A 24,451-nucleotide genomic window follows, 5' to 3' on the forward strand; every position below is an offset into this window, starting at 1 on the left:
TGTCTCCTGCTTCTATTCTTTATACTGCCATAACTATTCACAAAACCACCTCTGAATAATTACATACTACCCAATTTTGAGTCTCGGTGCAACCGCTTCCCTGCTCATCCTATACACAAAAACGGCAGAGTTCTCACCCCACCGTCGTTTGTCTCTTCCTATCTTGATCTCATTTCTCCTATTTCCACGCAAAATTCACTATTCCGTACACATAAATGAACAACACCGCCGCCGGCACAAAATATTTGAACACCGGCTTCATCCACGGCTGCACCTTTAAGCCTTTGCCGGCATTGGCTTCCTCCAGGAATTTGTCCCAGCCCCAGCCGACCTTATAACAGCAAAATACCGCCAGCAAGATCGAACCTATAGGCATGATGTTATTCGACACCAGGAAATCCCAGAAGTCCAGCCAGGTCGTTCCCGCCGCAAAGGGTTGAAAATGGATCACGCTGAAGCCCAACGCCGTTGTCAATGCCAACAGAAACGTTCCCACACCGCAGACGATACATCCTACCGGTCTGGACCATCCGGTCAGTTCCCGGACCATGGCCAGAATATTTTCACACACGCCCAGCACTGTGGACATGGCTGCGAACACCATGAACAGGAAAAATAAGGTTCCCCACCATCTGCCGCCTGCCATGTTGTTAAATACTGTCGCCATAGTATCGAACAGAAGGCTGGGACCCGCCGTCACTTCCACATCATAAGTAAAGCATGCCGGAAATATAATGATACCGGCAATCACTGCCACCAGTGTATCCAGGATAATAATATGGATAGACTCTCCCATGAGAGAACGGTCCTTGCCGATATAACTTCCGAAGATCGCCATACCGCCCATTCCCACGGACAAGGTGAAAAATGCCTGATTCATGGCGCCCACCACCACAGAACCTGTGATTTTGGAAAAATGAGGGATCAGATAGAAGCTCAATCCCTCTCCTGCTCCCGGAAGTGTAAAGCTGTGCACCGCCAGCACCAACATCAGCACGATCAAGGCTGACATCATATATTTGGTAATACGTTCCAGCCCACCCTGCAGATGGAAGCTTAAAATGACAAAAGCGATCAGTAAGGTGAACAACAGATATGTCACATTCACCGAGGGCGTCGTGATCATTTTTTCAAATCCGAAATCCTGATTCTGCCCTGTCAGAAATTTTACAAAATAATAGAGGATCCATCCGGACACCACCGCATAGAAAGCGATCAGCGCAATGTTTCCGATGAGACAGACGATGCCCCACAGATTCCATTTGCCCCTGCCGCCGGATAATTTCCGATACATATAAAGTGGACTCGTCTGCGCCGCACGCCCCACGGAGAATTCCATGATCATGGTAGGCAGGCCAAGCACAATCAGGCAGATCACGTAGATCAGCATGAAGCTTCCGCCACCGTTCTGCCCGCACATCCACGGGAATTTCCACACATTTCCGCAGCCGATGGCGCACCCCGCCGACAGCATGATAAATCCCAAACGACTCCCCAGTCTTTCTCTGTTTTCCATACCCATGATCCTTCCCAAAACTACTTATTCTAAACATGGGATACGACATATATTTTTGCTGTTTTCCCATATTTTCGCCATCTTTTCACATTGACAGCCTTATTTTCTCATTATATAATTTTCATAAATATTTGAAAAACGAATTATTTTTATCATATTGATCGAATAACTCAATCGAGAAGGTGCAATTATTTTATGGATGTCAAAAATCTGGAAACCTTTGTTATGGTGAACGAACTGAAGAGCTTTACGCTGGCGGCCGGGCGTCTGGGTTATACCCAGTCCACCGTATCCTTTCAGATCAAACAATTGGAAAAGGAGCTGTCCATCCCTCTGTTTGAACGGATCGGGCATACCGTAACCCTGACCAATGAAGGAGAAAAGCTGCTGCCCCTGGCCCAGCAGATTCTGCGGCTTGCTGCGGAAGCCACCCACATCAGCGGTAATACCGCCCCGGAGGGTCTGGTGCGGATCGCCATTGCAGAGTCCCTGGCCAGCTGGGAATTTCACAGCCGTTTTAAGGATTTTCATGAAAAATATCCGGGCATCCGCCTGAAGATCATTGCTACCAGTACTGACGAAATGTTCCAGATGCTGGGGCAGAATCAAGTGGACATTGTATACACGCTGGACCGCCGTATTTTTAATCACAATTATGTGACCGCTTTCGAAGCTCCAGTGGATATTCATTTTGTCACCGGTGCCGGTCACCCCTTAGCCGGACAGACTCAGATCACCCTGGAACAGATTTTGGAATATCCGCTGATCCTGACGGAGAAAAACATGAGTTACCGGGCTGCTCTGGATGATCTGCTCTCCCAAAACGGTAAGGAGACAATGCCCATCATGGAGGTGGGTGATACCCAGCTGATCCGCAATCTTCTGTGTCAGGGTCTCGGTATCTCCTATCTGCCGGAGTTCGTTGTAGCGGACGATCTGGCAAAAGGAAATCTCGTCAGCCTCCCCATGACGGAGATTCAGCCGGATATCTGGCGGCAGCTTTTATATCATAGGAACAAATGGATCTCACCGGAACTGAAATGTGTAATAAAATACCTGCAGGAGGAATAATCCCCTGCAGGTTTTCTATTATATATGGATGCCGGGGGCAAAAGCCCCACCTTTAATTCCTACGAATTGTTTCGTGCTGCGCACTCCCAAACTTCTACCCAATATTCGCTTATCGAGGAATTTTCATCCCAGAAGCATTCCGATTCCATGTACCAAAAAGGCTGCCACCCATGCCACAAGACACTGCCAGAGTACCACGGCAATGGCCCATTTTCCACCCAGTTCTCTGCGGACAGAAGCGATGGCTGCCACGCAGGGCGTATACAGCAGACTGAATACCAGTAATGTAGCGGCTGCCAGTGGGGTAAGTACCGTGGCAATGCTGTCGCCGAACAATACTTCCAGGGTTGCTACCACACTTTCTTTTGCCATAAATCCGCTGATCAGAGACGTACAGATCCGCCAGTCTCCCAATCCCAGCGGCCGGAACACCGGAACCAACAGACCTGATAGCATTGCCAGCATACTGTTGGCTGAATTCTCTACCAGATTCAGTTTCAGATCAAAACTCTGTAAAAACCATACTACAATCGTTGCAATGAAGATCACAGTAAATGCCTTCTGTAAAAAATCTTTCGCCTTTTCCCACAACAACTGTCCTACATTTTTCGCTCCGGGCAGACGATAATTAGGCAGTTCCATTACAAAAGGCACCGGTTCTCCCTGGAACAACGTGCCCCGATATAAAAATGCTACCAGAATTCCCATAAGGATACCAAACAGATACAATGCCGACATGATCAGTCCACCCTTTCCCGGGAAAAATACGCTCACAAAGAAGGAATAAATTGGCAGTTTCGCAGAACAGCTCATAAACGGAGTGAGCAAAATCGTCATTTTACGATCTCTCTCACTGGTCAGCGTCCGCGTCGCCATGACTGCCGGAACCGTACAGCCGAAACCAATCAGCATGGGTACGATGCTTCGTCCGGACAGACCGATCTTTCGAAGCAACTTATCCATCACGAATGCCACACGGGCAATATAACCGCTGTCTTCCATAAGTGAAAGGAAGAAAAACAAGGTCACCACAATAGGCAGGAAACTCAATACGCTGCCCACCCCGGTAAAAATACCGTCGATCACAAGACTTTGTACTGCACTGTTGACATGGGCCGCTGTCATGGCTGCATCCGCAAGTTCTGTCAGTCTGCCGATTCCCAGTTCCAAAAGCCCTTGCAGCCAGGCTCCGATCACATTAAATGTCAAATAAAACACCAATATCATGATCACAATAAAACAAGGGATTGCCGTATATTTTCCGGTAAGGATCCGATCGATCTTCTCACTGCGGATCCGTTCTTTGCTTTCCTTCGGCTTTACTACCGTCTGTTCACATAATCTCTCGATAAAATCAAACCGCATGTCCGCGATAGCCGCACTCCGGTCCACACCACGCTCTGTCTCCATCTGGCAGACAATATGCTCCAGCATTTCTTTTTCATTTTCATCCAGCTGCAGCTTCTCCAAGATCAGATGATCTCCTTCAATGGCTTTGTTGGCTGCGAAACGCAGGGGCAGCTTTGCAGTCTCCGCATGATCCTCGATCAGATGCCCCACCGCATGGATGCAGCGGTGTACGGAACCATCATGATCGTTTTTATCGCAGAAATCCTGCCGCAGCGGCCGTTCCTGATATTTTGCGACATGGACTGCATGGCGGATCAGTTCGTCCACACCTTCGTTTTTCGCAGCAGAAATGGGAATTACGGGTACTCCCAGGAATGCCTCCATGGCATTCACATCGATGGAACCGTGATTGCCGGTGACTTCATCCATCATGTTCAGGGCTACGACCATGGGAATGTTCATTTCCAACAACTGCATGGTCAGATACAGATTACGCTCGATATTCGTGGCATCCACGATATTGATGATAGCTCTGGGTTTCTCATACAGAATAAAATTACGGGATACGATCTCTTCACTGCTGTAAGGGGACATGGAATAAATACCGGGCAGGTCTGTCACCAAAGTATCCGGATACCCTTTGATGGAACCGTCCTTACGGTCTACGGTAACTCCGGGGAAATTTCCCACATGCTGATTCGAACCGGTGAGCTGATTGAACAGTGTAGTCTTGCCGCAGTTCTGATTTCCCGCCAGGGCGAACGTAAGTGTCGTTCCCTCCGGCAGAGGATTCTCATCTTTTTTCGAATGGTATTTTCCATCCTCACCTAATCCCGGGTGCTCCGCATCCGTCACCCGATCCAGTCCCTTATGTTCTCTTGTTCTCTTCGATATGGGTACGATCTCGATCTGATCCGCTTCCGCCAAACGCAACGTTAGTTCATAGCCGTGCACCTGCAATTCCATGGGGTCACCCATCGGAGCCAGCTTTACCACCGTCACCTCCGCTCCCGGGATCATACCCATATCCAGGAAATGCTGTCTGAGTTCTCCGGAACCACCGACGGTTTCAATCACGGCGCTTTTACCGATTTCCAATTCTTTCAGTGTCATAACACTTCTGTATCCTTTCGTATCTCAACATTTTAATGTTCTGTGTTGTAACAGAAGTATTATAGCGCATTTGGTATTGAAAATCAGTATCAATTTGTTTTTTTTATTTCCATATTTTTTTAAAAAATGGAACAAAAATGTAGAAAAAATTGATGAAAGCAGTTACAATTAAAATAGTATCAATAGAAAAGGGAGGGAACTTATGAATATGAAAGAAAATAATAAATATCGTTATACGGATACTTCGGAACGCAATATCAGAATGAACCGGTTCTATATTATCGCTACTTCGCTTTTGGCGATCGTGTTCCTATTTTATCTGTGGTTAAAACTGGCAAATCACAACATTGCACCCATTGTTACATACGCAAATACCATTCTGATTGCCGTTTTCTGTGTGGTAAATGTCGTGACACACCTTCTAAATAAGGCGACACGACTATTAAAAGTCTTCGCTACCATCGAGATCGGCATTGAGTATCTGTTAGTCGGTTTACAGACAGATGCAAGTTTCATTCACTATGCGCTGATCGCCATTTTCATATTACAGATTCCTTATTATGAGAAAAAATCTCTGAAGAAAACCGCTGTGGGATTATTCGTGCTCTACCTGATCGTCATGATCGTTCAGGCTACGAAGGGAATCTACGGTCAGGATGTGAATGCCGTCTGCTCTACCCTGCTGGTATTCCTGATCGGAATTATTATTCTGGAGACCGGTAAGATCACAATACTTTTTAATAATGACGCCATCGGTTCTTCCCGGGAAGAACATAACCGTGTAAAAGAAGTACTGGATAATCTTCTGGACGTATCCCAGACCGTACATCAGGAAACCACCAAAACCACAGATCTTATGAACCAGCTGGTACAGACGACGGAATCCGTTGCCAACAGCATGCAGGAAATCTCCGATGCTACCAATATGACCGCCACCAGTATTGAAGAACAAAACCAGATGACCGGCACGATTCAGCGTGCTATCGAGCAGACCGGTCACATTTCCGAACAGATGGTTCAGATTGCCGAGGATTCCAACGAAAGTATCCGTAAAAACATGGCTGCCATGGAAGACTTAAAACAACAGTCCGCTATGATCAAAGATACCAACCATTCCGTCACGGATGCCATGGAAAAGTTACAGGAAAAGACGAAAGAAGTGGAAGAGATCGCCGGAAGCATCATGGCAATCTCCGGTCAGACCAATCTTCTGGCATTGAACGCTTCCATTGAAAGTGCCCGTGCCGGGGAGGCCGGACGCGGTTTCGCCGTTGTTGCCCAGCAAATCCGGCAGTTGGCAGAACAGACCAAGAGCTTTACCGAAGAGATTACGAAGATCACCAATGAGCTGAATGCCAATGCCAACATGGTAGTCAACACGATCAGCGGCTCCATTGAAGCTACCGAACAGCAGGGCGAAAAGATCCTGGCTGCTTCCGAGACTTTCGAACAGCTGAACAAAAATATGGAAGCACTGGCTTCCCAGGTGGAAGAAGTAAATCACCACATTCTGGGATTGTCAGAATCCAATAATAAGATTATGGAAAACATCTCCCAGCTGTCTGCTGTAACTGAAGAAGTTACCGCCAATGCCGAGCAGGTACACACCATGAGCCAGAACAACCTGGATTGCGCAGAACAAGTAAAAACGGCAGTAGAACATATCCGCTCTACCACCGATGAGATGGGGACGCAGGAGGGTTAAACCTCCTGCGTTCTTTGATCTTACTATTTCAATTTCAAACCGTCTTTAAAAGCATTTCCTACTTTATCTCCCATTGCAAGATAAGTATTATTCACAGGATCATAGCTGATTGGCTTCAATTTCTTCGGATCGATCTTGCCATCCGTCAGGATGCTTTCGTCCGCATTGACGTTGACGATATCGCCCACCAGAATGCCGTCTTCAAAACTTTTCATCTTACATTCCAGCGCCATGGGAAGTTCATCGATCAACGGTGCATTGACAAAATCACTCTTGGCTGCATGGAAACCAGACTTTGAGAATTTATCAGGTACTTTCTTCGCAGATTCCACGCCCACATAGTCGCAGGCTACCACGGTATCTTCGGTTCCGATACTTACGGTAAATGCTCCGGTCTTTGCCAGATTCTCCGTGGTCTTATGCTCTGACATACTGATGGAGATCTCATTCATGTCCGTAATGATTCCCCATGCTGCGTTCATGGCATCGGGTACTCTATTTTCGTCATAAGTTGCAATGATCAGCACCGGCATGGGATACATTACCGGCTTTGCTCCAAAATTTACTCTGCTCATATTCGTCCTCCTTGTACTAAATTAATTTTTCCTTCCATTCTGCTTCCCGGAATCCGGTCAACACCAGATCCCCGTCCACGACAAACGGCCGCTTTACCAGCATTCCGTCCGTGGCCAGCAGCCGAAGTTGTTCCTCTTCCGTCATGTTCGGAAGCTTGTCCTCTCAATTAAATCTGCCTTGAAACAAAATGTACCGTTTCTTTTCTCTGCTCAAGTATGTAAGGTATCAGTTCCAATGGATATACCTTCGTGTCCTTCCTTAGTTCCTCCAGCGGAATCCAGCAGAAATCCAGATTGATTCTCTCATGATCCAATTCATCATATCCATGAAACACCCCATCCATAGGAATACTATCGTCCAGTAAATGAACATTATAATATAAGCAGATCTGGTGGCAGGGTCTCTTTCCCCATGGAAAATAAATTTCGCCTATAGCCAGCAGATTATCTACCTCTATCTCAGCGTGAAGTTCTTCTTCAAACTCCCGTTTCAGCGTTTCCATGCTGGTCTCCATAGCAGCAACATGCCCGCCGATGATAGTATAGTCATCATTTTTCGGACGTTGCAACAGGATCTTTTCATTATGGATCAATATACCGCCAACCCTGTAGGAAAATACAAAATCATCGTTTTTAAATAGAATGTCCATGTGATCTCCCTTCACGTCAGATATACTCATCCTGTTTTACCTAAACTTTAAAATCAAAACTGTTATTCCCACGGAAATCATCATAAGTCCAAGCAAAATGACCAGCGCAATAACCTTTGCATTTTTCTCCATAAATCGGATAGGTGTCCCATACTTTTCATCAATGTTTGCATCTCTTCGCTCATTCCTGATATTCTGCGCCCACTCCAGATCCTTCAGTTTCATATATTCGTCATAATGGCGTTTTTCCAGACGGTCTTCCTCTTCGCGTACCAATAATTCCAGGTTTTCTTTATAAGAAGCCCCACAATTACTACACCCCTTTTCGTCTGTGCTTTTTCCCCTTATCTTATTATCACAGTATTCACAGGTAAATTCATAATCACTTGCAGGTTTATAAACCGGAGGCTCGCCGATTTCAAAATTGTAGTATTTATGACGTATCAGCTTATATTTTTGAATTGCCTGCATTGTAGTACTTATATATTCCGTTTCCTGTGTAATGGCTTCTTCCTGGGATTTCATATACTCTAAATACCTTTGATGCATGGCCCGTTTCTTTAACTGATACTCCTTGTTCTTTCCAAAATTACCGCCACAGGTTGGACATTTTTCATCCGCAGAAGATACCTTGGATCTGCAAAACTCACAGGTAAATTCAAAATTCTCCTGAAAATGATCCTTTTTGTAGGAAATGTACTTAACCGGTTTCAGGTCCTTACGTGCTCTAATGCCGGAAAAGAAAAACGAGTATATAAGTAATAACAGGCCAAAGGTAATTGCTATATTAAAAAATACTGTTGAAAACAAACTGAAAAATTCCATAATAATGTGTCATTCCACTTTCGTATTAAATATAATTCTTAACTAATCATATCATAGTAAATCCTATTTTTCATCTAAATCCTAAGAATGTACTGATTACAACTCTTGATACTTCATGCATGGGAAATATCTTAGAAAAATCCAGTTGCCATATCTCCATTTTCTGCTACAATTTGATCATAATAGTTGCGAAGCAACGGCCATCGTCGCAGAGTCAGAAAACGCATCTACTGCCACAGAACCGGATGCCGGGCAGAGTGAAACGAACGCAGAAACCGAACGCACTGAAACCACAGAAGTGATAACGGAAGATTCCACAGAAACTCCGGCACCGGTGGAAGTATCAGGAAGCACGGAGAATAGCACCATTTTGCCTCTCTCTTATGAGGATTTTAATGTTAATGGATTTGGATATAGCAATTACGTAGACTTATATGGAGCCGGAAACGGCTATGAAGATGTAGAACGTATTTCTATTATGACTACAAATTGTACGGCATATACTGAATACCCCGATCAAATGTCATCAGACACAGAAACTTTGCGTGGTATAAAATTAGGCCATTCCAGGGAACAAGTGATTGCTGCTTATGGAGATCCTAAAAAAGAGGTAGTGTATAAAAATAAGGCCTATAATCATGATGGCCTGGAAAGCCAATACAATTTGTGCTATTCCTATATTGACGAAAGCTACCCGAAAGTCTTTTTCAATTTATCCTTCAGTATGGATCAAAATGATAATGTGCTGACCGTCCATTTCCAACAAGCTTAATCCTACCCTTATCAGACATCTTTTTCAACAAACGATAAGCTTCTGTATTAGTTCCATAATCCATACTTGTCTCCATAGCTACAACATGCCAGCCAATAATAGCATAATCATCATTCTTCGGGCACTGTAACAAGATTTTACCATTACACATCAATATACCGCCAACTCTGTATGAAAATACAAAATCATCATTTTTAAATAAAATATCCACTTAACCACCTACCAATCATTACCTTGAAATACATATCATATTTATACATTACTCCGCACACAAATAGAGCCAAACTAGAGCCATTTGATAAAACAAATGCCGGAAGCCCGCATAAAGGCAGGCTCACATAAGGATACTTTTAAAAAGTGACCGATTGAGAGCAGCACAACGCCACAGAGATTTAAAACTCCGTGGCGTTGTGCTTTTTTATAGCTAACAGGAAAATGATTAGTAAAAATTTTGATTTTTGATTAAGGTTGCGGGCGTAACAGTTACTGCAAAGTGATTTATTCTACAATGGCGGCGTCCGTCAGTCTGGAATAGTGAGCAGTATATTTACGTAAAAACAGCAAAGCCGCCCGGTTTCGGACGGCTAATTGGCACAGGCTGTGTTTTATACTCCCAAAAGCAACATGCCGAGTGCGGCAGAAAAGAGTATCATTATAATCGGCGACGGTGCAGTTTTTTTGATTCTTTTATATCCGAAATGTGTCAGCCACAGAATGGCAAAGACCAAAATGGATTTAGGATCCGGAGCAAGCGGACCGGGTATCGATTCTGAAACGGCAATGAAATTTAAGAATTCGCTTTCCGTTAGCCAGCCGTTTGAAATGACTGTTTCTCTTACAAGGGAAACCATTCCGTATCCGCCGCCGAAGGTAAAGGCGCCGATTTTAAGAAAGGTGAGAAACAAAGTCCTCTCTTTTCTCATTGCCGCACCGCCTGTCTTTTACGGATGATAAAAAGTATAACGATACCGAGAATAATCAGGCAGCCGGACAGCACCTGTGATACACGGATACCCGGAAGGAGATAAAGGCTGTCGGAGCGCAGCCCCTCCACAAAAAGCCGTATCGTTCCGTACCCGATCATATAAAACGGAAGAAGATAGCCTTTTCGCCTGAAATGCGGGCAGCATATCAGCATGGCGGTGAGTAAAGCTAAATTCAATGCAGATTCGTAGAAAAAGGTTGCCTGCCGCCATTGGCCGATTTCTTCTATGTAAACGCCGTAAGGGAAAAAGCAGAGCGAAGGATTTGTAATTTGGTTTCCGTATGCCTCTTGATTGACAAAATTCCCCCAACGCCCCATAGCTTGCCCAAGCACAAGGCTCGGCATCAGGGTATCGGCAAGTGACCAAAAGGAAATCCGTTTTACTTTACAGTAAATCAATGCGACTGCGACACCTCCGAACACTCCGCCGTAAATGGCAAGACCCCCTCGGTTAATTTCAAAAACAGAAAGCAGGTCGTTTTTGTAATTATCCCATTCGAAAATCACATAGTAGGCTCTTGCACAAATAATGCATACGGGGATCAGACAAAGAGCAAGATCGTATATATGCTCCTTGTTGATGCCGGTTTTTCTGCATCGGTATATCGCCAAAGCAAAGCCAAGCACCATACCGCAGGCGATAATGATTCCGTACCAAGCGATATTCAGCCCTTCAATTCCGAAAAGATTTTCTATTGCATATCGGTTCAATTCCTTGTTTTCTCGCTTTTCTCAGTCTACCCGCAGCATACGGTAACCGACGCCGATATGCGTCTGAATGTATTGCGGACTGTCCTTTTGCGGCTCCAGCTTTTTGCGCAGTGTCGCCATAAATACTCTCAGGGAAGCAATATCGTTTTCCCAGCTGCTGCCCCAAATCTGCTGCGTGATATAGGTGTGCGTCAGCACCTTTCCAACATTATGAGAGAGCAGACACAAAAGCTTGTATTCAATCGGGGTCAGGTGCAATTCCTCCCCATTTAGATAAGCGCAGCCGGCGGCATAATCAATTTTAAGCTTGCCGTTTTGGAAAACGGGTGAGTCGGCGTCGCCGCTTGCCTGAAGAAGCAGCAGCCGTCTTTGCGTGACCCGAAGGCGTGCCAAAAGTTCCTCTACGGAAAAGGGCTTTGTCAGATAGTCATCCGCCCCGGCATCCAGCGCCGTGATTTTGTCTTTATCCTCGCTGCGCGCACTGATCACAATAATGGGCATATTTGACCATGAGCGAATATTTTCGATTACCAGCGTGCCGTCGATATCCGGCAGACCCAGATCCAGCAGAACGATATCCGGATTATGGGAGGTTGCCTCCATAATGGCACCGTGTCCGTTCTCCGCGGTCAGGTAGCGGTAATCGTGCGCCTTTAATGTTGTTACGATCAGATTGCGGACGGGACGGTCGTCCTCCACGACGAGTACAAGGGGTTTATTCATTCAGAGTCACCTCGCTGAGCGGTAAAGTAAAGGTAAATATGCAACCGTGCGGTACGTTATCCGTAAGCGTCAGCGTTCCGCCGTGCAGCTCTACGATAGATTTACACAGGGTAAGCCCGATCCCGAAGCTTCTGCGGCTGTCTGCGACGGTATTTTTCCCGGTGTAAAACATTTCAAAAATATGCGGTTTCATATCGTCTGCAATTCCGTTTCCGTTATCGGCGACTCGGATCACGGCATCCCCGCCCTGTTTTTCGGCACTTACGCAGATCTCGGAGCCTTGTTCGGTATATTTCAAAGCATTATCAATAAGGTTGACAATGACCTGCACGATAAGCTGTGCGTCCATACGGGCAAGGATCAAATCGTCGCACCTTACCGTCACCTTGTGTCCGACGGATTTTTTCTTCAAATGCGAAACGGCTTCGTTGACCACTTCGTCTACAAGCTGGTCGGTAAGCTCCAGCTTCAGGCGTCCGTCATTCAGCCGTGTAACATACAGCAGATTTTCCACCACGCCGATCAGCCATTCGGAATCGTCATAAATATCTTTATAGATCTGATGCTTGGTTGCTTCGTCCAGGCAGTTTCCGTTATGCAAAAGCGTGTCCGCATTACCCGAAACGGAGCAAAGCGGCGTGCGCAGATCGTGTGAGATCGACCGCAAAAGGTCGGCGCGCAGCTGCTCGCTTTTTGCAAGATCTGCCGCCCGTTCCTTTTCGGCGGCGTTGTGAGCATTATCCATTGCCAGCGCACATTCGTTCACGACCGACAGCACGATGCTGCTCTCAAACGAATCGGGCTTTTCGGGTCTCATCGGTATCCCGATTACACCGTATACTCTGCCGCCTGCACGGATCGCAAGATAAAGACATTCGGATTTGCCAAACTGTGCTGTCGTTGCTCCTGCACGGCGGCCGTTTTGAAGCACCCATTCTGCGGTCTGCCGCTCTGCATCGCTTAGCAGCTTTTCAGCGTGTGTATCCTTTTTTTCGGCATACAGCCGCCCGGACAACATTCCGTTTTCGCCTTTCGTATAGGCAACAATACTACGATCAAGCAGCCGCGAGATCTGCATACAGGTCACGCTTAAAACATCATCGTTGCTTTTTGCTTTTTGCAGCAGACGGTCAGTGTCAAACAGCACCTGCACACGAAACGCGGAGCGAGCCGAGAGCCTTGCATGATCTTTCAACTTCGAGGCAAGCGTGCCGGTGAGAACGGAAGACGCCAGCATGACTGCAAAGGTAACGGGATAGCCTACGGCATAGGTCTGAAAGGACAACCTGGGTTCGGTAAGGAAAAATCCGAACAATACAACACTTAGAAGTGAGCCTGCCATACTGCAAAGGTATCCTTTGGTCAAAACGGAGATCATCAGCACACCGAGGATGTATACCGTAACGATATTGGTATCGGGAAAGTCGAGATGATCGAACAGAAACCCGATCGCCGTGCATACGGCAAGCGCCAGGACGGTTATGGCAATATCCCGCAGCGACGGTATCTCTGCACCAAGGAACAAACGGCGTCTGTGCGGCTTTGTATAGTTCAGCGCATCGGGAATAATATGAATGTCAACATCAGGGGCGGAGGCGATCAGCTTTTCGGTGAGAGTCGGTCTTCCGAACAGCCCTCTGCGTCTGGCACTGCTTTGCCCGATCACGATTTTTGTGACATCGGAAAGTCGGACATATTCCGAGATCTGCAGCGGTACATCCTCGCCGTGCGTCATAACGATCTCGGCGCCGAGCCTTTGTGCGAGCTGTATGTTCTGCGAAAGCCGGGACTGATCCTCATCATTTATGACCGTATCCGTCTGCACATAGATGGCGGTAAATCTTGCATGAAGGACCTTAGCCATCTTTGCGGCGGTGTGTATGATCCTTGCATTGGACGGCGAAGAAGATAGGCAGACAAGGATATGCTCGTCTGCGCCTTTTTTTGACTGCTCGGTTTGTGTTCTCATCCGGTTCACCGTCCTTTTGCTTTATTATACATCAAAATCGTGAAATAATATACCGCAAACTAATACTCATCTTCTTTCCCGTCGGAAAGAATTATATCGACATTTCTGTGCGTTTCACGAAAACGGCGGATCGCACATAATATTTCACTTTCGGACAGTCCCTGCGGCAACAGAATTTCGGAAGGCTCACGGGATTCGTTTTCCTTTAACAGTGCTTTTCTGTTTTCTTCAAGAAATCGATCCAGCCTGCACATGATATAAAATCCGAAAGCAAATATGCCAAGCAGACTGACGATCAGCAATAGCTCAGCCATCCTCATTCACCTCTGTTAAATGCGAAAACACTTTTGCAGTTCTTTGTAAGCACCGAGAACCAAAAGAGTGATATTGTCCGTAAGAACGGTTTCCGGTGAAACTGCCATATTGATTTTTCCGTTCTCCTTGGTTGCCATAATATTGATGCTGTATTTTCTGCGGATATCCAGTTCTCCGACGGTTTTGCCGATCCATTCCTCCGGCACCTCTACTTCAAAAATGGCATGAGCATCATCAACCTCAATGTAATCCCGAATATGATCGGCGGTGTACCGAATAGCAGCCCAATTTGCTACCTGTTTTTCCGGGTAAACGACCTCGTCCGCTCCGTTGCGCAGAAGAAATTTTTCCTGCACATCACGCTCGGCGCGGGACACAACTAATTTTGCGCCGAGTTCTTTCAGCAAAGAAGTGGTTTCCAGCGAGTTTTGAAAATTTCCGCCGATGGTGACGATGCACACATCAAAGTTTCCGATGCCGAGCGACTTTAAAAACTCCGTGTTTGTGCTGTCGCCGATCTGCGCGTTGGTGACGATCGGCAGAATCTCATTGACTCTTTCTTCGTTGCTGTCTACCGCCATTACCTCGTGTCCGAGCTTATTCAGCTGCAAAGCAATATGCCTACCGAATCTGCCAAGACCTATTAACAATATGTTTTTCATAATATAGTAACTCCTTTATCCGACTGTGATTTTTTCGAGCGGCAGCTTTGCTCCGCTCTGATTTTTGTTGGAAATCGCCGCGTAAATCAGGGTAAGTCCGCCGACTCTGCCGAGATACATCAAGACGATCAAAATAAGCTGAGAAAGAACACCGAGCTGCGGTGTGATCCCAAGGGTAAGCCCGACCGTTCCGACAGCGGACGCCGTTTCGTAAAGGCAGGTGCTAAGCGGCAGACCTTCTGCCGTGCTGATAACAATGCCGCCGACAAAAAACAGCAGGAAATACATTACGGCAACGGTTGCGGCGTTTTTCACTGCCGAACCGTCAATGCGCCTGCCGCAGACTTCGGCATCGTCCTTTTTGCGACAGACGGAGAATGCACTCAGAATCAGAACGGCAAGCGTAGTCGTTTTCATACCGCCTGCCGTGGAGCCGGGCGATCCGCCGACGAGCATCAGCAGAATCATAATTGCCTTAGAGGAACCGGTCATAGCGGGAAGATCGGCGGTATTGAAACCGGCGGTTCTCGGTGTGACAGACTGAAAAAGCGACGCAAGAATCCTTTCGGCGAGCGGCAGCCCCGTAAAATCGCAGAAGAAAAAGAATACTGCGGGAGCGATAATGAGGATTGCCGTTGTTACCAATATGACCTTACTTTGCATACGGTATTTTTTGAAATGCCACTTGTTTGTGTAAATATCGTCCCAGGTCAAAAATCCAATACCGCCCACAATAATTAAAAGCATAATTGCAATGTTTATTGTAGGCTCTCCGATGTATCCCGTAAGAGACGGGTATTTGTTTTCTGCGGTGCCAAGTATGTCAAAGCCGGCGTTGCAAAAGGCGGAAATCGAATGAAATGCCGCCATCCAAATTCCCTTAATACCAAAGTTTCCGCAAAATGTCGGCAGCATGACGATCATTCCGATAAGCTCGATCAAAAAAGTTCCCCGTACAATAAAGCGGGTCAGGCGGACGATCCCGCCGACCTTCGGGGCAGAGATGGCGTCCTGCATGGTACTGCGCTGCATCAGCGATATTTTTCTGCCGGACAGCATAGCGAAAAATGCCGCAACTGTCACAACACCAAGCCCGCCTATCTGGATCATCAGCAGTATTACCGTCTGCCCGAAAGCGGACCAATAACTGCCCGTATCCTGCACAACCAGCCCCGTAACGCAAACGGCCGAGGTCGATGTGAACAGCGCCTCGTGAAACGGCGTAACAACTCCGGCAGTCGATGAAAACGGCAGCATCAATATCAGTGCTCCGAGCAAAATAACCCCGGCAAAGCCCAAAACGATCAGTTTAAAGGATGACAGTCGCTTTTTTCTATGTGTAATTTCAGGCATATATACTTCTCCTGTTTTTGTTTGTTTACAAAGAGTATATTATGAAATATAAAAAAACGGTGTAATGATCCGGTGTGCTGTATTAAGATTGCATTAAGGCGCTCATTCTTTGAAAAAACAGTGCAGAGTATCAGCAAATGATATCACTTAGACATCACCCACTTCTGGTCCAATGGACCAGAAGCTAATAAACCATCTCCAATAATCTCTCATATGTTGACTGCAGGGACCCCCGGCTGTGTAAGAAGGCATAAAGAAAGGCCCCAACTCTCAAAACAATTTGTTCTAAGAAATCGGAGCCTTCCGGCAGGAACAGCCTAGCACAGCCGTAACCTACAGTAAACATATGTAATTTTAATCTTCATCATCAAAAGAGCTTCCAAATGAGCTATTGCTTTCAACAATATGCATCTCGCCAGATTCCATATCCATTGCTACTCCACCTCCTATATCCTGCATAAGATTCCCATCTGAATCCATCATCATATTGCCACCCATATCAAAGCAGTAATCTCCATCTGAGTAATCAAATCTTAATTCCATAAGTTCATCTCCTATTTAATCTGAAAAATATCGTGACCATCCTCTGTTTTTTTCACTTGGTATAAACAATCGTCAATCCAAAAAGTAATCTTATCTGCGGCCTCATCGTTTGTGGCAATATTAGTACAGATCAAATTACTAATTGCATTAGTTCCTCCGCATGTCTTTGGAAGTATATGATGAATATTCCATCCGCAATATATTCTCTCCTTCCCATCACAAACGTAATAATCCGGATCTCCATACCCTTCTCGGCACATTAAATATCCATGGAAATCCTCTGCGAAATTGTTGTCACCAAAACACATCTCCCATAATCTCAGAGCATTTTTCTTATTGATTCGCATTCTTTTCACCTCCAAGCCTGACCCAAAATAAAAAAGCCTGTACGCTATGCATGTGCAGACTAACAGGTCAGACTTCAGACTTTACACACATAGTTAGTAAAGTGCTTTGTAACCAAAACACTTCAATAAAAATATGTGTAAAGCTTCGAAACAATAATTTACGCACCTAAGGTTTATCATTACTTTCTCCAGAAATCAACTAGAATAAACGTCCCCGGATAGTTTCGTAAGATTTACTTTATACACAATACCATTACTCCTTTTCTTCCGATAGCATATCAGACTATGTCTATGCATGACCTCTAGTAAGAACACCATAAACAGCTTCATAACATGTACCATCGGAGGTAATAATGATCTTTACACATTAAATTATACTCTGTTATTAAATATGCTGCAATAAAAATAACTTCTAATTTATTTTCAATATCTTCTAAAAAATCATCCTCCGGTTCTACTCTATCTATCCATGGTATCTTTCTAGAATTAGTCCTTTTCCCTAAATATCTCCTACAAGCTACTACATACCCATATATTGCTTGCCTGTCTTTTTATCCCTATTCGCCGGCATGTTGTACCTCCTTTACTTCTGTTTCGTTTTCTCCTCCATAGAAACGCTCTTCGAAATATTTCCTGTTGACTCTTCCCGGGATAACCATGTATCCTTTATCAGCAAGCTCCTTATTCAAATCGCGAACTATTCCATAAGACTTAGATTCAGAAACACCGAGTACTTCGCCGATTTCTTTTACTGTGATAAATGTTCTGCATTCAAACATATCTTCCACCTCCGATTACGAATTTTTTCTTTCGTAATACATTTGGGGTGGTTTTTTGCTCATTACTAAATCTCAGCAAAAATTTTTATTTTTTTGAAATCTGTGGAAAATAAAAGATAAGAAACAGAATTGGACTCTTTAATTGGAGTTATTTCGCTTCTGCTTCTTTCAGAAAAAAAATAGAAGCATATTAGAAGCGATGACCAAAAAAAGACCTGAAACCGTGTTATTTCACACGGCCTCAGGCCTTGAAAATACTGGATTTTTGAAGCTAACCTCTAAGCCACTTACAGGTCACTCAAACTCTTTTTCTGGTTTGATTTTTCTTGTTAATCTTATGTTATCAAGTATCAAAACCGTATCATTTTGATGCTTTTTGCACCTCGTCAATATAGTTTCAAAACTACTGTACCCAAATTGTACCCAGCAAATCACTATATAGTCATCAGCTTTATCTATTAAATGCCATCCTAAGTCGTAAACATTTATCCCAACTTTGCTCTATAGCAACCTGTGGCAACAATGGATCCATTTTCTTCCAACATTCATAATCTAACTCCGATTTTTCTAACCTATGATAAATAACCTCATATACAAAATTTATTACTTCATCCGGTGTTTTATCATACTTCAAAACAATTGGCAACAAAAAAATGGACGATAAATATTCTTTTTTTCTAATTTGTGATAAATTTTTTTCACAAACAGAAATCCAAGCTCCTAACTCAGGATATGAACTAATAGCATAACTATCTACATTTTCCATAAGTACAAACAAAATGTCAATATTGGAAACCTGAGGTAAATAATCAATATATTTTTCTTTATCTTTTGTTAAATAAGGTATCCAAATATTAATTTGCTTTTCTTCATGCATAAAGCCATTTTTACAGTAATAAAATAAATAATTGATCAACTCCTTTCCAAAGATTTCATATACTTCATTGCTTATATTCTCTTTTGTATTATCAAGTATGCAAGACAAAATATCCTTACAATATGGTACTTGCCTGCCTCTAACACAACTTAACATTTCCAATTGATAATTTCGATCTTTTTCCCAAATATCTTTACAAAGCAAAAAACGGGAATCAGTACTCACTAACACACTACATATGTTTTTGTTCATATCAAACAACTCAAATAAATCACTCGGCTTAAGTAATCCTATAATTTCTTTTACAATACTTTCAGCATTGCTATTTAATTCTTTATGAATAAATTTTTCGAATATGCAATATATTCGTTCTTTATTTTTCTCTTTATATATCCTCTTCGCTTGTTTTTTAATAGAATTGTCTTTAAGCCTTTTTTTCACAAATACTCCTTCTTTTTTTCCCATTTCCAATACTAATTGATTTATAATACTATTCTCACTAAACCATTCATCCATTTCTCCCGTATCTTTAATGAACAACGATTCTAACGTTTTGACTTTTATTTCAGTTTCTATATCTAATTTTTCTGATAATTGCACAAAAGTACCTAAATTTACTTTTGTACGAAATTCTTTGACCGCATATAATAATTTCGAAAATTCCCTTATGAAATTCCTGTCATAATTTTGATATACTATACAATATTTATACAATTCTTCTTGTCTATTTTCTATAAATTTTTCAGAAATATACTTTACCCATAAAGGATATTCCTCAATCTCATTTTTACCTTTATAAAAAATCGGATCCTCTATATCTCTCGATAGCTGTTTAGCATTTCCTGAATATGTAGCTTGATATGAAAACACTTCATTATCAATATATCTATTTGAACAAGCACATGTACATATAGATAGCCCCATTAATATCTGTTTAGGTAATTTTGTTAAAACATCTAAAATTGTTAATTCATACTCCTCCGATGAATCAGTTTCAATTAATGCCTTTTTATTACTATAAAACAGAGTATAAATAACATAATAATAGTATGATGAATCAAAGAATACCTGTTCTTTTTTCAAAAGAAGTGTACTTTTATATTCATCATAATTGTTTCCTATATTCGGACGATGAAATAATGATTGCAAGTTTATATAACCCATATTGCACTCAATATCTTCAAAACGTATTAGTAACATATGCGTCCACACGCATCCTGGTCTTTTCATTTCTTCAGCATACCACGTTTTTGAAAATACATAATAACCGTCTTCTACAAGAGGAAAACAACTAATATAATTATTAAATTTTCCATTTCCAGATGCATCACTCAAAATCTCAACATCTTTTTGTTGAACTAACGGCTTCTTGAGAGATGTGCTTAACACTCTATGTCCATTATCATAACCACAGAGTAGTTGTTCTATCTTTATTTCATCCATATTTAAACTCCATTTATTTTAATAAAATAGATATATCATGTGTCACCTGTTTATTATCATTAACAACGATAATTCTTTCAATTGCATTACTCATGCCTTGCAATTTTTCTTTTTCTTCTTGATTCGTTAAGTCTCCACCTTGAGCACTTATTCCCCAATATTCACATTCATAAATTTCACAATTTGCTGTGAGATATTGCCAAAGCAATGGTAATCTATTTTTCAACAATTCGCTTGGTGACATTTCTGTTTCGTATTCATCCCAAGCCGAAATAACAATTTTTATTTTAGTTCTGCATTTCCGTAATGCATAAACGTCTTGTAAAATAGATACATATTGCGTTTGTTCGTGCATAATACTATTATCTAAAGCACTAACTTTTTCTTGTGATACATTTCTATATTCTGGTGCCAAATCCTTTATAAACAAATCATTTGAAATCTTACTTGGATTTACAAATAAAAAAATATTATCACAAACAGCTATTTCATTATACATTGTATTATTCATACTTCTGTTATTTACTATATACTCAAATTCTTCTCCGGACTGATCCGGAATATATAACTCCAATTTATTATTATCTTTGTCTTTCAATTGCAGCTTAGTATTAACATAACTATTTCTTTTTGTCCGGTCCATTTCCTTACATTGTGACCATGTATTAGCTAAACTCTTTATATAGTCAAGATTGTCTATCGAATCTATTTCATACACATTTTCCTCAACAGTGTTGCTCAATAACGAATATCCTAATGCGCCCAAAAAAGTAGTCTTTCCACTAGCAGGCAATCCTATAATATAGCTTTTTGTTACCATCTTAATACCTTTCTCCAAACCTATTAAAATCGTTATGTATATCTTTAGCCACTTTATTGCTTATTTCTTTCATTTCTTCATTTCTGTTGGTTATCCAATACTTAAGCAAGTCTATTAATTCTATGCTATTTTCAGTATCCATTATACATGAGCCATTTATTGCTTCAATTCTAAAATAATTTATAAAAAAATCTTTTTCAAAACTTCTAAATTGATTTTCTATATTGTCAATAAAATCATTCTTATCCTGTTTCGTTTTATCATAAATAACATCATTTTTACTTATGACAATGTCAATATTAGGTTTTCCATTATAAAATCTAGAAGATTTAAATGTCTTTAAGAAACACTTAATCTTCATAACACTCCCTTGACGTTCACTATTATCTAATAACGACTCCCCATCCATAAACAAAACAATATTTTTCGCCATATCTAAACATGGTAAATCTTGCTCCATATTAGCTCTATTAGAATTACAATTTTCAAATGTTTCGCCCGATATATCCGAAAAAACCAAATTGTAATGATAATTTAATTTTACGTCTAATAAGTTCAAATGCAAAAAACATCTTCTTTCATCTTTATTTGTTCTCTCCATCTGTGCATCTGAATTACCGGATTTAATACGCAAATAATTTAATCTCTCCTCAAATCCCACTAATGTTTCTGAACCAGCAAATAATATTTTTTTATCAATATTTTTTAAAAAGAAAGCATATAACATCGACTCAAAAGTCGTTTTTCCGCTTCTCACAGGTCCTAGTACATAAATAATACGCATTGGTACTTTTGATGACAATCGATATAATTCTTTTTCATTTAATGCTTTTCCAAGAGAAAGCATATAATCATCTGCTTCAACTTTCTCGCCTTCAAAATTAACTTCTAAGTCCTTATCCGAATCATTAAAAATGTCTTGTTCCAAATTGTCAACATTGTCAATTTCTAAATCATTTATATTATCCAACATATATCACCTGCTTTCCAATGGTTTAATGTAAAACATTACAAATCAGACACTCTATATACATTTCATAAGCCACTTCTACTGCCAAAAAACTTTCTTTTTTTAAACAATATTCCTTATTAAAAGCTTGTCTCCAACAATTTTCGCCATTTTCCATCTTTTTTTTCAAAGCAAATAAAATCGGTGTATGAATCTCTATATCATTTTTTTCTAATAAGCTCATTATAATATCATCATCTACTGAATCAATATATTTTTCCAATGACGATTCTGGCTCTTTTTCACTAAATTCTAGTACTTTTCTCAGCAATGCCTTTGCAGAATATGGTCCAGGAACGACTGATACACGTTGCGCCAAATCTTTTCCTGCCAAAATAGCCGCAAAATGCGGCTCAATATTTAAGTATCTTGTCTCCTTATCGTCGGAGCATTCTGTCATCAGCCACCATAACAATTGTAAATCTTCATATATAATCGATTCATGGTGTAATGTGATTTTGTTAATACTATTAAGTTGATTTGACAACTCATTTACCTTTTTAACAACAATATCTAATTTTTCAATAACAGCGGAATTATATTCTTCCGTTTCATCCTCTTTTATTGAAAAGCAAAACTCTTTTCCCAAACCATTTATAGGTGATTTATTTTCAAATGATAAGTCCTCACGCAAGGCAAGCATCCTATTCTCTAAATCTTTTTGTAACATTATTGAAATATCATCAACAACAGAACTATAACCCAAAAATAAATATGTTTGTGCATACATTTCAATTAATTCTATAATGTCTTTCGATTTTCCTCTTTCTATCATTTCAAAAATTATTATACCTGCCAACACCGTTATTTCTTGCTTCATATCGTCAGAGAATGTATTATCGACTTCATAAAAAGTATCTACTAGAGATTCAAAAAAATCTTCATTACATTTTCCCGTAAAATAAAGCTTTGTAATTTCTTTTGCATCTTCCTTAGTCATTTTCTTTTTAAGGAAGTTATCGATTCCCTCTTCTCTTAAATTTACAATTTCATTAGTAATAGCAATACCTGCTGTTCTCATCCATTTTGCCAATTCCCTGCTCATTCTTCTTCTCCTTTGATAATATTATTTTTTCATTGCATTTAAAAAATCCATTTCAAGATTGTTATTTCTTAGTTGTTGCAACAATATATATAAATCTTGTTCAATAGTATAATCTATCTTCTGAAATGACCGAAGCAATCTTTTTTTATCAGAATCTGATAAAATTGAAAAACGGTAAATAATTTCCTTTGTAATTATGTCAGTACTGCGTACTTCTCTTTGTTCTAGTATCTCAGACTTTCTCTTTGCTTTTTCGTTTGCATTATCTGAAAGCTGCATCTCGATCAATCGATATTCTTTATCCATATCACAGGATTTAACATCCGATATAAATATTCCATTAGTATCTTCAAATACCCTAGGATAAATCTTAACGAATAGTGTATCTTCCTCAATCCATATCTCGAGCCAATTATATCTTGGGTTCCATTCCCAACCCCTTTCTGGGTGCAGAGCTCCTGAACCAATCCGCACCCTTTTATCATTAACTTCAATATGTTGAATATGCTTATGTCCATATAACTGAATTCTAACTCTTGAATCCATAAATGCTTCTAGATTGTCATTGTTCCAACACTCTGGTGGATGGTGACACAAAGAAAGATAAATAACATTTTCGCAATAATCTGGAATCTGTTTTCTATTGATAACCATTTTTCGTTCCGCATCGATAAGTTTATTTCCATCTTTATCTAAATGATCCTTATGATTAGATACCAAAACAGAATTCATTCCATAAATAGCTAACGTATATTTTTCACTTAGCATCATTAGAGATTGCCATGTTGGTTCTTCGATTGAATAATCACTAGCCATTTCTTTTACGCATTTATTGTAAGCTGAAAGCGGTTCATATAATACGCCCTTTATGAACTGATCATTTTGGATTTTTCTAATTTCCGCATCAAGATAATCTGGTTCGTTCTTATCTATTAATACCAAATCATCTTGTATACACTCTAATATTCTTGAATTACGTGCAATAGATTGATCAACATCATGATTTCCTGCGACACAAAAAACATCCTTTAATGATATTCCAAATATTTTTGTCACGTCATTCAAGAAATTTTTGGCTACACTAAATTCACTTTCTTGCCCACTAAACGCCAAATCACCACATACCAGTACCCCACACACATTGACCAATTCCTTTTTCGCTTTATATTCTAAATCAGTCAACATAGCTTTTCTCAATTCATTGTCAATATCATATGGGTCTCCGCTCTCTTTTCTAAAATGTATATCAGAAATATGTATAAATGATAACACTCTTTTTTCTTCCATAAATAA

Annotated in this window: 23 protein-coding genes and 1 pseudogene; 3 read left to right on the forward strand and 21 right to left on the reverse strand. The window is 41.4% G+C overall.

Annotated features, from left to right (window positions below; genetic code table 11):
• Positions 1 to 178: 178 nt before the first annotated feature.
• A complete protein-coding gene (locus DWZ61_RS11815) occupies positions 179 to 1,516 on the reverse strand; it encodes a sodium-dependent transporter (RefSeq protein ID WP_118538736.1) in 1,338 nt (445 codons plus the stop codon).
• Between the two features lie 195 nt (positions 1,517 to 1,711).
• Between DWZ61_RS11815 and DWZ61_RS11820 the strand changes: the two genes are divergently transcribed.
• Positions 1,712 to 2,587 carry a LysR family transcriptional regulator gene (locus tag DWZ61_RS11820; RefSeq protein ID WP_118538677.1) on the forward strand — a complete coding sequence of 292 codons (876 nt, stop codon included), beginning with the start codon at positions 1,712 to 1,714 and terminating at the stop codon, positions 2,585 to 2,587.
• Positions 2,588 to 2,710: 123 nt separating this feature from the next.
• Here DWZ61_RS11820 and feoB read toward each other — a convergent pair whose 3' ends face one another.
• Positions 2,711 to 5,050, reverse strand: a complete 2,340-nt coding sequence (gene feoB, locus DWZ61_RS11825; protein WP_118538679.1) for a ferrous iron transport protein B — start codon at positions 5,048 to 5,050, stop codon at positions 2,711 to 2,713.
• 202 nt (positions 5,051 to 5,252) lie between these two features.
• On the opposite strand from feoB, the gene DWZ61_RS11830 reads away from it, so the two are divergent.
• Positions 5,253 to 6,755 carry a methyl-accepting chemotaxis protein gene (locus DWZ61_RS11830; protein ID WP_243026395.1) on the forward strand — a complete coding sequence of 501 codons (1,503 nt, stop codon included), beginning with the start codon at positions 5,253 to 5,255 and terminating at the stop codon, positions 6,753 to 6,755.
• Positions 6,756 to 6,778: 23 nt separating this feature from the next.
• On the opposite strand, the gene DWZ61_RS11835 is transcribed toward DWZ61_RS11830, so the two are convergent.
• The 4 genes and pseudogenes from DWZ61_RS11835 to DWZ61_RS11850 all read right to left on the reverse strand — a co-directional run bounded on the left by DWZ61_RS11835 (position 6,779) and on the right by DWZ61_RS11850 (position 8,805).
• On the reverse strand, positions 6,779 to 7,330 hold the full coding sequence (locus tag DWZ61_RS11835) for a flavin reductase (protein WP_118538681.1): 552 nt from the start codon (positions 7,328 to 7,330) through the stop codon (positions 6,779 to 6,781).
• Positions 7,331 to 7,346: 16 nt separating this feature from the next.
• A pseudogene (locus DWZ61_RS11840) lies at positions 7,347 to 7,493 on the reverse strand (ArsC/Spx/MgsR family protein); the annotation flags it as partial.
• A 4-nt stretch (positions 7,494 to 7,497) separates the two neighbouring features.
• The gene (locus DWZ61_RS11845; protein WP_117466548.1) at positions 7,498 to 7,980 is read right to left on the reverse strand and encodes an NUDIX domain-containing protein; all 483 of its coding nucleotides are present in this window, start codon (positions 7,978 to 7,980) and stop codon (positions 7,498 to 7,500) included.
• 36 nt (positions 7,981 to 8,016) lie between these two features.
• Positions 8,017 to 8,805, reverse strand: a complete 789-nt coding sequence (locus tag DWZ61_RS11850; protein ID WP_118538684.1) for a hypothetical protein — start codon at positions 8,803 to 8,805, stop codon at positions 8,017 to 8,019.
• Between the two features lie 115 nt (positions 8,806 to 8,920).
• On the opposite strand from DWZ61_RS11850, the gene DWZ61_RS11855 reads away from it, so the two are divergent.
• Positions 8,921 to 9,577 (forward strand): hypothetical protein, encoded by a 657-nt coding sequence (locus tag DWZ61_RS11855; protein WP_118538686.1) that lies wholly within the window; start codon positions 8,921 to 8,923, stop codon positions 9,575 to 9,577.
• A 605-nt stretch (positions 9,578 to 10,182) separates the two neighbouring features.
• On the opposite strand, the gene DWZ61_RS11865 is transcribed toward DWZ61_RS11855, so the two are convergent.
• From DWZ61_RS11865 to DWZ61_RS11935, 15 genes are all read right to left on the reverse strand, one after another.
• Positions 10,183 to 10,500, reverse strand: a complete 318-nt coding sequence (locus DWZ61_RS11865; RefSeq protein WP_118538688.1) for a chromate transporter — start codon at positions 10,498 to 10,500, stop codon at positions 10,183 to 10,185.
• Positions 10,497 to 11,273 (reverse strand): prolipoprotein diacylglyceryl transferase, encoded by a 777-nt coding sequence (gene lgt / locus DWZ61_RS11870; protein ID WP_118538690.1) that lies wholly within the window; start codon positions 11,271 to 11,273, stop codon positions 10,497 to 10,499. The genes DWZ61_RS11865 and lgt overlap by 4 nt, the downstream gene beginning before the upstream one ends.
• A gap of 21 nt (positions 11,274 to 11,294) precedes the next feature.
• On the reverse strand, positions 11,295 to 11,996 hold the full coding sequence (locus DWZ61_RS11875) for a response regulator transcription factor (protein WP_118505250.1): 702 nt from the start codon (positions 11,994 to 11,996) through the stop codon (positions 11,295 to 11,297).
• Entirely contained in the window at positions 11,989 to 13,965 is a 1,977-nt protein-coding gene (locus DWZ61_RS11880; RefSeq protein ID WP_118538692.1) for a DUF4118 domain-containing protein, read from the reverse strand. The genes DWZ61_RS11875 and DWZ61_RS11880 overlap by 8 nt, the downstream gene beginning before the upstream one ends.
• A 59-nt stretch (positions 13,966 to 14,024) precedes the next feature.
• The gene (locus tag DWZ61_RS11885) at positions 14,025 to 14,279 is read right to left on the reverse strand and encodes a hypothetical protein (protein ID WP_117466553.1); all 255 of its coding nucleotides are present in this window, start codon (positions 14,277 to 14,279) and stop codon (positions 14,025 to 14,027) included.
• A gap of 15 nt (positions 14,280 to 14,294) precedes the next feature.
• Positions 14,295 to 14,942, reverse strand: a complete 648-nt coding sequence (locus DWZ61_RS11890; RefSeq protein WP_117466554.1) for a TrkA family potassium uptake protein — start codon at positions 14,940 to 14,942, stop codon at positions 14,295 to 14,297.
• A gap of 15 nt (positions 14,943 to 14,957) precedes the next feature.
• Positions 14,958 to 16,295 carry a potassium transporter TrkG gene (locus DWZ61_RS11895; RefSeq protein WP_117569227.1) on the reverse strand — a complete coding sequence of 446 codons (1,338 nt, stop codon included), beginning with the start codon at positions 16,293 to 16,295 and terminating at the stop codon, positions 14,958 to 14,960.
• 354 nt (positions 16,296 to 16,649) lie between these two features.
• On the reverse strand, positions 16,650 to 16,838 hold the full coding sequence (locus tag DWZ61_RS11900; protein WP_117466555.1) for a hypothetical protein: 189 nt from the start codon (positions 16,836 to 16,838) through the stop codon (positions 16,650 to 16,652).
• Between the two features lie 11 nt (positions 16,839 to 16,849).
• Positions 16,850 to 17,185, reverse strand: a complete 336-nt coding sequence (locus DWZ61_RS11905) for a hypothetical protein (RefSeq protein WP_117466556.1) — start codon at positions 17,183 to 17,185, stop codon at positions 16,850 to 16,852.
• Between the two features lie 557 nt (positions 17,186 to 17,742).
• Positions 17,743 to 17,964 carry a DNA-binding protein gene (locus DWZ61_RS11910; protein ID WP_117466557.1) on the reverse strand — a complete coding sequence of 74 codons (222 nt, stop codon included), beginning with the start codon at positions 17,962 to 17,964 and terminating at the stop codon, positions 17,743 to 17,745.
• A 451-nt stretch (positions 17,965 to 18,415) separates the two neighbouring features.
• Positions 18,416 to 20,284: a hypothetical protein gene (locus DWZ61_RS11915; protein ID WP_118538694.1), complete on the reverse strand. Its 1,869-nt coding sequence runs from the start codon at positions 20,282 to 20,284 to the stop codon at positions 18,416 to 18,418.
• Between the two features lie 13 nt (positions 20,285 to 20,297).
• Positions 20,298 to 21,104, reverse strand: coding sequence for a hypothetical protein (locus DWZ61_RS11920; RefSeq protein WP_118538696.1), 807 nt, complete (start codon positions 21,102 to 21,104; stop codon positions 20,298 to 20,300).
• Between the two features lies 1 nt (position 21,105).
• On the reverse strand, positions 21,106 to 22,077 hold the full coding sequence (locus DWZ61_RS11925) for a hypothetical protein (RefSeq protein ID WP_118538698.1): 972 nt from the start codon (positions 22,075 to 22,077) through the stop codon (positions 21,106 to 21,108).
• A gap of 22 nt (positions 22,078 to 22,099) precedes the next feature.
• Positions 22,100 to 23,158 (reverse strand): GTPase-associated system all-helical protein GASH, encoded by a 1,059-nt coding sequence (locus DWZ61_RS11930; RefSeq protein ID WP_118538700.1) that lies wholly within the window; start codon positions 23,156 to 23,158, stop codon positions 22,100 to 22,102.
• Between the two features lie 21 nt (positions 23,159 to 23,179).
• Positions 23,180 to 24,445: a metallophosphoesterase gene (locus DWZ61_RS11935; RefSeq protein ID WP_118538702.1), complete on the reverse strand. Its 1,266-nt coding sequence runs from the start codon at positions 24,443 to 24,445 to the stop codon at positions 23,180 to 23,182.
• Between the last annotated feature and the right edge of the window lie 6 nt (positions 24,446 to 24,451).

The organism is Clostridium sp. AF34-10BH (assembly GCF_003478095.1).
Classification (GTDB): Bacteria; Bacillota; Clostridia; order Lachnospirales; family Lachnospiraceae; genus Acetatifactor; species Acetatifactor acetigignens.